This is a genomic window from Methanoculleus methanifontis (assembly GCF_030464365.1).
In the GTDB taxonomy this organism is placed as follows: Archaea; Halobacteriota; Methanomicrobia; order Methanomicrobiales; family Methanoculleaceae; genus Methanoculleus; species Methanoculleus methanifontis.
On sequence record NZ_VCYI01000003.1, the window covers coordinates 110,549 to 122,521 of the forward strand.

The 11,973-nt window shown below is 63.0% G+C and carries 11 protein-coding genes; 7 read left to right on the plus strand and 4 right to left on the minus strand.

What is annotated here, in order from left to right; all coding sequences use genetic code 11:
* Positions 1-267: 267 nt before the first annotated feature.
* From FGW20_RS03255 to FGW20_RS03280, 6 genes are read left to right on the plus strand one after another with little or no spacing between them, the layout of a single operon-like run.
* Entirely contained in the window at positions 268-2,172 is a 1,905-nt protein-coding gene (locus FGW20_RS03255) for an NADH-quinone oxidoreductase subunit 5 family protein (RefSeq protein WP_301676656.1), read from the plus strand.
* Positions 2,169-3,047: a respiratory chain complex I subunit 1 family protein gene (locus FGW20_RS03260; protein ID WP_301676657.1), complete on the plus strand. Its 879-nt coding sequence runs from the start codon at positions 2,169-2,171 to the stop codon at positions 3,045-3,047. Before FGW20_RS03255 ends, FGW20_RS03260 begins: the two co-directional genes overlap by 4 nt.
* Before the next feature lie 5 nt (positions 3,048-3,052).
* Positions 3,053-3,535: an NADH-quinone oxidoreductase subunit B family protein gene (locus FGW20_RS03265; RefSeq protein WP_301676658.1), complete on the plus strand. Its 483-nt coding sequence runs from the start codon at positions 3,053-3,055 to the stop codon at positions 3,533-3,535.
* Positions 3,532-3,912, plus strand: coding sequence for an NADH-quinone oxidoreductase subunit C (locus FGW20_RS03270; protein WP_301676659.1), 381 nt, complete (start codon positions 3,532-3,534; stop codon positions 3,910-3,912). Before FGW20_RS03265 ends, FGW20_RS03270 begins: the two co-directional genes overlap by 4 nt.
* The gene (locus FGW20_RS03275; RefSeq protein WP_301676660.1) at positions 3,897-4,976 is read left to right on the plus strand and encodes a hydrogenase large subunit; all 1,080 of its coding nucleotides are present in this window, start codon (positions 3,897-3,899) and stop codon (positions 4,974-4,976) included. The genes FGW20_RS03270 and FGW20_RS03275 overlap by 16 nt, the downstream gene beginning before the upstream one ends.
* 22 nt (positions 4,977-4,998) lie before the next feature.
* The gene (locus FGW20_RS03280; RefSeq protein WP_367617920.1) at positions 4,999-5,397 is read left to right on the plus strand and encodes a 4Fe-4S binding protein; all 399 of its coding nucleotides are present in this window, start codon (positions 4,999-5,001) and stop codon (positions 5,395-5,397) included.
* Between the two features lie 551 nt (positions 5,398-5,948).
* On the opposite strand, the gene FGW20_RS03285 is transcribed toward FGW20_RS03280, so the two are convergent.
* The 4 genes from FGW20_RS03285 to FGW20_RS03300 form a co-directional block, all read right to left on the minus strand.
* Positions 5,949-7,319, minus strand: a complete 1,371-nt coding sequence (locus tag FGW20_RS03285) for a dihydrolipoyl dehydrogenase family protein (RefSeq protein WP_301676662.1) — start codon at positions 7,317-7,319, stop codon at positions 5,949-5,951.
* A 60-nt stretch (positions 7,320-7,379) separates the two neighbouring features.
* Positions 7,380-9,167, minus strand: coding sequence for an SLC13 family permease (locus tag FGW20_RS03290; RefSeq protein WP_301676663.1), 1,788 nt, complete (start codon positions 9,165-9,167; stop codon positions 7,380-7,382).
* Positions 9,168-9,234: 67 nt separating this feature from the next.
* On the minus strand, positions 9,235-9,948 hold the full coding sequence (locus tag FGW20_RS03295; protein WP_301676664.1) for a YkgJ family cysteine cluster protein: 714 nt from the start codon (positions 9,946-9,948) through the stop codon (positions 9,235-9,237).
* Positions 9,949-10,034: 86 nt separating this feature from the next.
* Positions 10,035-10,796: a SagB/ThcOx family dehydrogenase gene (locus tag FGW20_RS03300; RefSeq protein ID WP_301676665.1), complete on the minus strand. Its 762-nt coding sequence runs from the start codon at positions 10,794-10,796 to the stop codon at positions 10,035-10,037.
* 118 nt (positions 10,797-10,914) lie between these two features.
* On the opposite strand from FGW20_RS03300, the gene FGW20_RS03305 reads away from it, so the two are divergent.
* Entirely contained in the window at positions 10,915-11,844 is a 930-nt protein-coding gene (locus tag FGW20_RS03305) for a calcium/sodium antiporter (RefSeq protein WP_301676666.1), read from the plus strand.
* Positions 11,845-11,973: the final 129 nt, after the last annotated feature.

Sequence of the window (11,973 nt, forward strand, 5' to 3'; positions counted from 1 at the left end):
AGGCATGAACGCGCGCCGCGCGGGGTGAAACCGGCAGATCATCGGGCCCGATTTATCTCTGCACATTTTTACGAGGGGAGGTGTCGTTGTGCTCGAAAACCAGGACTTGCAACTGGCTAAACCCGGCTTCTATGCGTTGACCCCGGCCGACGGCTGCCCTGCAGCCTGGTGTGCAGTGCCACCACCACCCACCGGCCGATGCCCCGGGTGCCCATTTAGAATGATTAATTATGCAAGTAGGGCATAGGTACCCTACGAGGGACAATAGTGCAGACGCTGCTCTTCCTAATATTATTCCCCATCCTCGTTGCGTGCCTTTTGTTGTTCGTGAAGCGGACGACTGTGCGCTACGCGGTGGTCGCCCTCTCGGCTCTCGCTATCGGCGGGGGATCGATATACCTACTTGTGCGGTATGCGCTCGAAGGCGCGGTTTATTTCGCTGCGCCTTCGGAAGCGGCCAGCCTCGTCATGGTGGCCATCGAGATGGGTCTTGCGCTCTTCATCGTGTACATGGGCGCAAAGTTCAGGAACTACCTGGCAATCGCGCTGGCCGCCATCCAGGCGGCGCTGGTGGTATATCTGGAGGGAACGTTCTCCGGGAGCCTCCATGCGGTCAACAACCTCTTCATTGACCAGTTATCCATCATCATGGCCCTGATCATCGGGATCATCGGGAGCCTTATAGCGGTATACGCGGTCAGGTACATGGAGACGTATCACCACCACCACCCGGAGGTGCGCGACCGGCAGAAGATGTTCTTCTTCGTCATCTTCGTCTTCCTCGCTGCGATGTTCGGCCTGGTCTTCTCGAACAACCTCATGTGGCTCTTCTTCTTCTGGGAGATCACCACCATCAGCTCGTTCCTGCTGATCGGTTATTCGGAGACTGAAGAGGCGACACGGAACGCCTTCCGCGCCCTGGTGATGAACCTCCTCGGCGGAGTCGCGTTCGTCGTGGCGATCATCATCCTTGTCGCAACCGAGGCGACGAGCGGTGGCATCGACCTCGCCCAGGTGCTCGCCTCCGGCGATACGGCCATCGTCCTGATTCCGGCTGTCCTGATCGGATTTGCCGGTATAACGAAGGCCGCATTGATGCCGTTCTCCTCCTGGCTCCTCGGGGCGATGGTGGCCCCGACCCCGGTCTCGGCCCTGCTCCACTCGAGCACCATGGTCAAGGCTGGTGTCTACATTCTGGTCAGGTTCTCGCCGGTCTTTGCCGGGACGTTTGCCGGGTTCTCCATCGGCCTCGTCGGCGCCGTGACCTTCGTCGTCGCATCCGCGATCGCGATATCACAGAGCAACGCAAAACTGGTTCTCGCCTACTCGACGATCGCAAACCTCGGCCTGATAGCCGCCTGTGCGGGTGTCGGAACCTACATGCTCGTCTGGGCCGCGATCCTCCTGATCATCTTCCACGCCGTCGCGAAGGCGCTCCTCTTCCTTGGAACCGGAGCGATCGAACACCGGATCGGGAGCCGCGACATCGAGGACATGGAGGGCCTGATCGTCAGGATGCCCAGGATGGCTGTGATGATGTTCATCGGCATCGCCGGCATGTTCCTTGCGCCGTTCGGTATGCTGATCTCCAAGTGGGCGGCGATCGAGGCGTTCGTTCAGGTCCCCTTCGGCCTGGTCTTCATCGCCATCCTCGCCTACGGAAGCGCCGTCACGGTCTTCTTCTGGGCTAAGTGGATGGGCAAACTCGTCGCGGTCACCCGGCACCAGGAGAAGGTCGAGAAAGGGTTCTTCGAGGAGCCCTGGGCTCCCCTCTACATCATCACCGGCCTCGTGATAGCGGCCGTCCTCCTCTTCCCGGTCATCTCCTCGATACTGATAGAGCCCTACGTCCTTGCCATCTACGGCGTCACGGCGCTCATGGCGCAGGCGAACGTCGCCATCATGCTCCTGATGATGACCCTCCTCCTCATCCTCCCGGTCTCGTTCCTCCTCTTCAGGAGGAGCGCAAAGAGCCTCCCGGCCTACATGGGCGGGAGAACCGCCACGCCGGATCTCCACTTCGCCGGATCGCTCGGCCTGACCCGGGAGGCGCAGACGCGGAACTACTACCTCACCGAGTATTTCGGCGAGGCCAAACTCTTCCTTCCGGGAGCAGTAGTCTGCACCGTCTTGATCCTGGCATCGTGGGTTCTCGCGGGGGTGGCGCTATGACCTGGACCTGGCTCATCGGGGCGGTTCTCTTCCTCGTCCTCGCGCCCGTCATCGGCGGCCTCGTCGCGGGAATCGACCGGAAGATCACCGCACGGATGCAGGGGAGAGTCGGGCCGCCGCTTCTGCAGCCCTTCTACGACGTCGGCAAACTCTTCGAGAAGGAGAGCGTCGTCGTCACGACGGCGCAGAATTTCTACGTCCTCGCCTACCTGATCTTCATCGCCCTCTCCGGAGCGCTCTTCTTCGCGGGAGGGGACCTGTTGCTGATCATCTTCGCCTTCACGCTTGCCCACGTCTTCCTGGTGCTCGGGGCCTATGCGGTTCACTCCCCCTACAGCCACATCGGGGCCGAACGTGAACTGATCCAGCTGATGGCCTACGAACCGATGATCATCCTTGCGGCTGTCGGACTCTACATGGTCACGAACAGCTTCTACGTCGCCGATATCGCCGTCTCGACCATACCGGCCATCCTCTACCTCCCCGGCGTCTTCCTCGGCTTCGTGACCATTCTCACGATCAAGCTTCGGAAGTCCCCCTTCGACATCTCGACGTCGCACCACGCGCATCAGGAGATCGTCAAGGGCATAACGACGGAATTCTCGGGATCGACGCTCGCTCAGGTCGAGATTGCTCACTGGTACGAGAACGTCTTCCTGCTGGGGTTCGTCTTCCTCTTCTTCAGCTGGAACCCCGTGATCGGGGTTATCGCAGTCGTGGTCACGTATCTGGCCGAGATCTTCGTCGACAACGTCACTGCGCGGGTTCGGTGGCAGGCGGCGCTGAAGAGCGGGTGGTTCGCTGCAGTACTCGGTATCGTGAACCTGGCGGTCCTCGCCTATATCCTCGGCTATATGATGACTGGAGGTGTATGAGTACCATGGCATTCCTGAAGCGATCACCCTGGATCCTTCACTACGATGCATCCAGCTGCAACGGGTGCGATATCGAGGTGCTCGCGTGCCTCACCCCGCTCTACGATGTGGAGCGGTTCGGTATGATCAACACCGGGAACCCGAAACACGCAGATATTCTGCTGATCACCGGCGGAATCAACACGCAGAACCGGGAGGTGGTCGAAAACATCTACGAGCAGATGCCGGAGCCGAAAGTCGTCATTGCAGTTGGTATTTGTGCCGCAACCGGCGGCATATTCCGGGAGTGTTACAATATCGTAGGGGGCATCGACAAGGTTATCCCCGTGGATGTCTACGTTCCGGGATGCGCGGCGAGGCCGGAACAGATCATCGACGGTGTCGTAACAGCGCTCTCGATCCTCGAGAAGAAACGAGCGGCAATGGCGGGGACGGCGCAGACGAGAGAAGAAGAGCAGCACACGGAACAGGCAGGTGAGAGCACATGACGGTTAACGAAGAGCAGACTACCACCGGTATCGCGCTGGAGGATCTCCTGCGAGAGGTCGAGGCGCTTCATGCCGGGGGGTACCGCCTCGTCCAGATCGGGTGCACGGATCTCGACGGGTCTTACGAGCTCAACTACTCGTTCGATAAAGGCTACCAGTTCAGGAACCTCCGCCTGACTGTCGGGCCGGAGACGGAGGTTCCGAGCATCTCCGGGATCTACTGGGGGGCGTTCGTCTACGAGAACGAGATGCACGACTCCTTCGGGATTCCGGTCAAAGGAATTAATATCGACTTTAAAGGAACGTTCATCAGGACGGATGAAAAATATCCGTTCAGCGTCACGAGAAGGGGAGGCGACCGATGCCAGAACGCATAATCGTGCCGTTCGGACCCCAGCATCCGGTGCTGCCGGAGCCGATCCACCTCGACCTCGTTCTTGAGGACGAGAAGGTGGTGGAAGCGATCCCCTCGATCGGCTACATCCACCGGGGACTCGAACGTCTCGTGCAGAAGCGTGAGTATACCGAGTACGTCTACGTGGCGGAACGGATCTGCGGGATCTGCAGTTTCATCCATGCGCTCTGCTACAGCCAGGGCGTCGAGCACATCATGAAGGTCGAGGTTCCGGACCGGGCACGCTATCTCCGGACAATCTGGTCGGAGTGCTCGCGTATCCACTCGCACCTCCTCTGGCTCGGGCTCTTTGCCGACGGTATGGGCTTTGAGAACCTCTTCATGCGATCCTGGCAACTCCGGGAGAGCGTGCTCGACGTGCTCGAGGACACCACCGGCGGAAGGGTCATCCAGGGTACCTGCAAGGTCGGCGGGGTCAGGCGCGACATCGGGCAGGAGAAACTCGACGAGATGCACCGGACACTCGATCCCTTCGAGCAGCAGTGCCGGGATCTCGGCGACGTCTTCTTGAACGACGATACGGTGAAATACCGTCTCAAGGGACTCGGGGTCATCACCAAGGACGAGGCCTACGACCTCGGGGCGGCGGGGCCGACCGCCAGGGGGAGCGGGGTCGCGATGGACCACCGCGAGACCGGCTATGCGGCCTATGGGGATCTCGGCTTCAAGCCGGTCGTCGAGACCACCGGCGACTGCTACGCCCGGTGCGCTGTTCGGGTCAAGGAGGTTTACGCTTCCATCGACCTGATCCGGCGGGCGATCGAGGAGATGCCCGAAGGACCCATCGACGTGAAGGTCAAGGGGACGCCCGACGGCGAGTACTTCTCCCGCGCGGAGCAGCCTCGGGGCGAGGTCATCCACTACCTCAAGGGCGACGGGAGCAAGCACCTTGCCCGGGCCCGTATCAGGACGCCGACGCTCGCGAACATCCCGCCGCTCGTGAAGATGCTCCCGGGCATCCAGCTCGCGGATGTCCCGGTCGTCGTCCTCTCGATCGACCCCTGCATCGGCTGCATGGAGAGGTGAAGACAGAATGGGAATTTTTCAGATGACAAAGACGGTTCTCCGGAACCTTGCAGGTGGCCCCGCCACCCGGCGGTACCCGGCGGTGCCGGCACGGACATCCTCCCTCACCCGGGGGCACATCGTCTTCGACCCGGCCACCTGCCGCTCCTGCAGCCTCTGCGTGAAACGGTGCCCGTGCGAGGCGATCCGTCTCGACAAGGAGGCGAAGGTCTGGGAGATCGACCGCATGCGGTGCATCGCCTGCGGCGACTGCGTCGAGGGCTGCCCGTTCGGGAGCCTCACGATGGAGCAGAGTTACCACCCTCCGGTGACGGAGCACGTGGTGGAGCGCTACACCATCACCTACGTGAAGCCCGAGAGGCCCGCGAAGAAACCGGCCGAAGAGAGCACAAAGGAAGAAGGCGTCGGCGAGAGCGCGTGAGAAGGGGGCGGGGTGCAGGGGCACCCCGGTGGAGCCCCTTTTTGAGAACTTTTTTGGTTCGCGCTCAGTGGCCGTTCGAGCGCCTGAGGTGTAGGTAGTAGTTTAGGATCGATACACGGGACGGTTCGGAGTTATGGCTCTCCGAAAGGGATGATGATGCACGGTCGCATTCTGTTTCTTGTACCTGAGGATTCGTGAACTCCACCAGCACATATGCCCGGCCACGGCTTTCCAGTGGATATCGCGTCTGGGGGAGGGGCTGACGGGGAGGGGGCTGGCCCCCTCCCCTGTCTCTACCCCGTAAGGTTCTACCTGTGACCCCACCCCGCCCGGCCTCCGGCCTCCTCCCCCGCCCCTTAGGGGCGGGGGGCAGTGCGTGGCGATATGCGACGTTCCGATAGGAACGGAGCACAAGCACCGCCAGGTGCGTAGCCGGTGGAAAGCCGTGGATGGGCATACGTGATCGATATGAATTCGATCACCATCGGCCGCAAAGAATGGGGTGCGACCCTCGGTATGCAAGAGCCATACCCCCCCTTTGCCCCCATCACTCACTTCCTCACCAGCGGATGCACCATGTGGATGATATCGTAGGTGCTGCTCGGGTAGGCCCACGGGATCGCGTCCAGCGTGAGGTCGTCCGCCGTCAGGCCATGTTTGATCGCGAGGGCGAAGATGTTGATAACCTCTTCGACGTGCGGCCCGATGAGATGGGCGCCGAGGATCCGGCGGGAGTCCTCGTCGACCAGAAGTTTGTAACCGGCGTGTTTCTGGCCGATGCCCCGGTTCGTGAACCGCCTGGAGAGATCGCCGGCATTGGCGACATAGGGGATCCCCTTCTCCTTCGCTTTCTCTTCCGTGAGCCCGACGGACGCGATGGGCGGGTTCGTGAAGACGGCGCTCGGGACGACGGTGTAGTCCGCGACGCGGGCGTCGCCGCCCAGGATGTTGTCGACGACGATGTGAGCATCCATCACCGCCACCGGCGTCAGCTGCGGACTCCTCGGGTTCGCGTCCCCGGCAACGTAGACCGCAGGGTTCGAGACGCTCCGGAGACGGTCGTCGACAACGATCCCCCGGCGGTCGGTCTCGACGTTCCCCGCGGCGGGGTCGAGCTCCTCGATCGCGGAGACCCTGCCCGCGCCGTGGACGACCATATCAGCACCGAAGGTCTTCTCCTCCCCCTCCTTTCCGGCCCGCACACGCAGGCCGGCGCCGTCCCTCTCGACCGAAACGAGCGGCACATTCACCTGCACGTCGATCCCTGCCTCATCTGAGGCCAGCAGCAGGCGGTCAACGATATCGGGGTCGAACCGCGAGAGAGGCCGGCCGCTCCGCTGCAGGATGGTCACCGCTGACCCGGCAGCGGCGGCGACATGGGCGAATTCAAACGAGATGTAGCCCCCGCCGGCGAAGATGATCCGTTCCGGGAGCGCTTCAAGGTAGAAGAAGTCGTCGCTCGATGTCATCATGTCCTCGCCCGGAACGTTCAGCGGCCGGGCACGCGCACCGGCGGCGACCACGATGTACCGGGCGGTGAGCGTATCACCGCCGACTATCACCCTATCCGGCCCGGCAAAGCGGGCAACCCCGTGGTAGGTATGGATCCCCGCTCCCCGGAACCCCTCCTCCTTCCGTTGGGGAATGGGACCGGTGATGGTTCGTTCGAAGGCAATCAGTTGCGGCCAGTCGATCGAGACCGCGCCCCGGATGCCGTTCCCCTGCAGGTTATGGACACGGGAAACCGCCTCCGCGGCACCGGCAAGCACCCTCTTGGGGACACAGCCTCGCAGGGCGCACGTCCCCCCGTATTCCCGGGAATCAACGATAGCTACCTGCATCCCGGCCTTCCTGCAGTGCCAGGCGATGTCGGAACCGGCGACCCCGGTCCCGATGACGACGACGTCGTACTCCCGCTCCATGGTGAGCCTCCGGTCGCCGCAAAGCGCCATAAAGGTTTACCTCGGGCGGAGGGGGGGAGATCAGAAGTAGAGGAGAGAGACGATGCCGACGGCGATGAGAATGAAGACGACCGTCATGATGCTCCCGGGGACGATGTAGTCCCGGGGCTGGTAGTTCCCCGGCCCCATCAGAAGGGCGTTCACTGGATGCGTCGGGAGGAGGAAGGAATTCGACGTGCATATCCCGACGAGGAGCGCGAGGCCGCGGGGATCGAGCCCGAGCGAACCCGCCATAACCAGCGCCAGTGGGACCAGGAGGACGGTGGCGGCGATATTCGATATCACGAGCGAGAAAGCGGTCGCGAAAAGCCCGATCGCTATGAGGACGAGGAACGTCGGGTAGCCGGTGACCAGGCGGGTCATCGCGTCAGTGACAAACGCGGCCGTGCCCGTCGAATCCATGGCGATGCCGAGTGGGAGAAGGCCGGCTATCAGCACGAGCGTCCGCCAATCGATGGCCCGGTAGACCTCGCCGACCGGGATGACCCGGAGAAGAACCATCGCAACAACCCCTGAGAGCAGGCTTGTCGCGATTGAAAGACCGGTGTAAGTGAGGAGGACAGCGGCAACAAAGCAGAGGGCGGCCGTCTTCGCGCCGCGCTCGCGAACCCCCGCCCCTCCCTCGATCGGGGTCATCATGACGAAACTCTTGCTTGTGGCCAGCGCACGGAGCCGCTCCCAGCGGCCGAGCACGAGCATCGCGTCCCCCGCCTGCAGGGGCAGGTCGGCAAGGTTCATTCGCTGTTCTTCGGCTCCGGAGAGAAGAATCAGAACTTCGGCGCCGTAGGTCACCCGGAACTCGAGGTCTCGGAGTGTCTTGCCGATGACCGGGGCGTAGGGCCGGACGATCACCTCCGCAAAACCTACGTTCGGGTCGGTCCGCACGTTTGCGGAACTCTTTCCCGGCCGGACCCATTTGAGCCCGAAATCGACCTTAAATCGATTGACGTCGTCGTCCTTCCCCAGGATGCCGAGTTCCTGCCCGGCAGCAAATCGGGTGTGCCGCCACGGCGTATAGACGATCTCGTTCTGCTCGGCAAGGGAGATGAGGTGGAGGTTGTAGCGCGAGATCATCCGCACCTCCTCCCGTGTCTTTCCGGCGAGGGGGCTCTCCGCCGGAACCCTGAGATAGGAGATGTGGGAAGGGGGTTGCCAGGTCCGGATCAATTCTTCCTGCGGGCTCAGCCGCGCCTTCTCACGCCAGGGCAGAACCCGGTCGCCGAAGAAGTAGAAGAAGGCTATCCCGGCAATCAGGAGCGGTACGCCGATGGGCGTGACGGCAAAGAGCCCGAAGGGAGCATACCCGGCCTGCGGGAGAAGGTCGTTGAGGATGATGAGCGTACCGGCGCCCACCATGCTGACGGTACCCCCGAGGGTCGCGGCATAGCCGACGGGCAGGAGGAGACGCGATGCCGTAACCCCGGTAAGCGACGAGACCCGGAGAAGCAAGGGGAGGAAGACGGCGGTCGCCCCGACGCTCTGCATGAATGCGGAGAGCCCGCCTGCAACGAGCGAGACGGCGGCGGTCAGCCGGCGCTCGCCGGTCCCGGCAAACCCAACGATCGCGCGGGCGATGCGGATCGTCACCCCGGTTCGGTCGAGCCCGCGGCCGAGCACCATTACGGAGAGCATCGCGATGACCGCGCTGCTCGAAAACCCGGAGAGGGCCTGTGCCGGCGTGACGAGCCCGAGCCACGCAAGCGCGAGGGTCACGAACACGGCGGCGACGTCGACCCTGACGGCGCCGGAGATGAAGAGGACGGCGGCGCCGGCCACCACCAGCAGGGTGAGGAGAACCTCGGTCTCCATCGGGCACCCGGGGGTGAGCGGAGCAGAAAAAAGGTATGGGCGGACGGTCTCGAAACCGGCAGGAGGGTTACTGCCCGTACACGCCGCAGGTGACCCGGTGCGGCTCAAACCGCCCGTGGTGGAAGACCCGGACCTCGACCTCGGCGCCCTTCCTGAAGTCCCGCATCATGAGGTCGTATGTCCGCCGGACGTAGCGGAGGCCATCCCGGTCGAAGAGGTCGCGGAGGGCCCGCCGGAACCGGATCGCCTGGTCGAGAAACGCCGCTTCGTAGGCACGGGTCTCCCGGGCAATCCGGGCGCACTCGGCATCGTCAATCGGATTGTTGTAGCAACCGTGTTCGTTCAAACCGCCGATTTGCCGCCAGTCGACGGCACCCGTCTCGTCGGCCTCCCGGTGGAGCATGTAGGGGTAGACCCGGCAGATGGCGAACCGCCGGTCGTAGATGCCGCACCTCCTGTCCTCAAGGAAGATGCAGGAGCCGTCCGGTTTTGTCCGGAGGGCATACCCCGATACGTAGAACCGCTTCTCTTGATCGCAGGCGTCGAACGCGGGCGCCGGAACGACGGCGTCGGGCGCAAACGAGCGGACGCTGTCGGTATCCTCTTCCAGCAGAAAGACATGATCGTTGAACTCCCGTGTGCAGCACCGGCCGCAGCAGTCGCAGGAGAACCCCACCTCCCGTATGATCGCGGTGAACTCGTCTTCCGGGAACCGGAGAAGTCTCTCCCGTTCCGCTTCAAGGGCAGCAATCTGTTCGTCGAATGTGAACGTAACCGGCAACCTCCGTCGTCTGCCCGGCGTTCCTGCCGGACCGTTACTCCAGATGTTGGAGGGGGAGGAGGATATGCCCTTCGGCTTCCGTCGTATCACGGTTTCTTTCCAACCGTTGCAGCGTAGATCAGGAACTGGCGTTCGCCGTCAATGCCGAGGATCCGGTTCACCGCCGCATCATCGAAAGCGCCGATCGCGCAGACCCCGCACCCTACGCTCAACGCCGCGAGGTAGAGGTTCTGGCAGACGTGGCCGGCGTCCAGGTGCAGGTAGCGGTAACCGCGCTCGCCGTAGCGCCACGTCATTCGGTCCGCGACGGCGGTCCAGAGGAAGGTGACGGCACTCCCGGGAATATGCGGCTGATCCAGGCACGCTGCCGCCACCTGCCGCGCGATGCCGGGGTCGCGCGACTCTTCGGCAAGGCGGTGCTCCAGCGCCAGGTAGCGGTAGAGCCCCGGCGGGACACCCTCGACCCGGTTGACCAGCAGATAGGTCTCGAAGGCGTGTCGCGCGCCTGCGGACGGGACGGTGCGGAGGGTGAACGTCTTGTCGACGACGCGCCTGACACCCTGGGTGCACCAGAGGAGGAACCCGATCTCCGGGAGCGTAAGCGGTTCTGAGGTGTACTTCCTTATGCTCTCCCGCTCCTCGATCGCGGTCAAGAGATCGGTGGCAGGGAGGACGGTTTCTTCGGGTGCAGGAAGCGGGATGATCGTCTTTGCCTTCGTATACGGAACCTCGAGCGGAGGCGGGGGGCGGCCCAGCATCTGGTCCGACGGGGGCTGGGCTCCTAACTCCGTCCCCCGCATGAACTCCATCCCTGCCCCGCGCAGGGATCGGGCGCCAGGGTTGAACATGGCGGTCCGGTGGATCACGAGAGAGATAACCCTTTGCCCGGCACACCATCCAGATTCGGAAACGTATTAGCCGACCGTATCCAACGTATATCACCACTATCGAGGCATTTCCGTGATCGTGACCTTTATTGTATTCGCCGTCGGCATAGCCCTCCTCGTCAAAGGGGCCGACCTCTTTGTAGGCGGTGGAAGCGGCCTGGCACTGCGGTACAGCATCTCCCCGGCCCTGATCGGGTCGACGATCATCGCGTTCGGCACCTCACTTCCGGAACTCGTCGTCAGCACGAACGCTGCGGTCACGGGAAACTCGGGAATCGCCCTCGGGAACGTCATCGGGAGCAACATTGCGAATATTGCTCTCGTTCTCGCCCTCTGCACCTTCATACAGCCGACCATGATTGCCGCGTCCGGGGCGTCACGCTCCGCGCTCATCCGGCACACCATGCTGATGCTCGCCGCAACGGCAGCCTTCGCTCTCTTTGCCTTAAGAGGCACGCTCGACATCGTCGCCGGAACAGTCTTCCTCCTCCTCTTCGTAGCAATCCTCGTCGTCCTCCTGCGGGAAGGGCGTGAAGAGGCTGTGGTCGAGATCAAGTCCCACGGGTGGGCCGACGCCCTCTACATCGGCCTCGGGCTCGTCGCCGTCATCGTCGGGGCGCAGCTGGTCGTCGACGGGGCTATCACGCTCGCGGAGGCGTTCGGGATCCCCGCGTTCGTCATCGGCGTCTCGGTCGTCGCCATCGGCACGTCGCTTCCGGAGCTCGCGACCTCGGTCGTGGCCGCCATAAGAGACGAGGGCTCTATCTCCATCGGCAATATCCTCGGGAGCAACATATTCAACCTCCTCCTGGTTCTCGGGATAAGCCTCCTCCTCGCCCCGGTCACCGTCGGGTCGCTTGTTGACATCGCCGTCGTCGTCCTCTTCTCGGTCGCGATCCTTCCTCTGCTCTTTGCCCGCCCCTCCGTCGTCCGGGGCTGGTCGGCCCTCTTGCTCCTCGGCTACGCCACCTACATCGCCTGGAGCTTCGGGGCGGTGCCGATCGGGTGAGGGGATGCTTAGAACCATCGTTCTTTGCGTGAGCTGAGCGTAGGGAGCGTGAGCACCGAAGGTGCGAAGGGGGGGTTACAGATAATTAGGTCAAACTTCGCGTCCTTCGCGGCTTCGCGTGAGTGAATT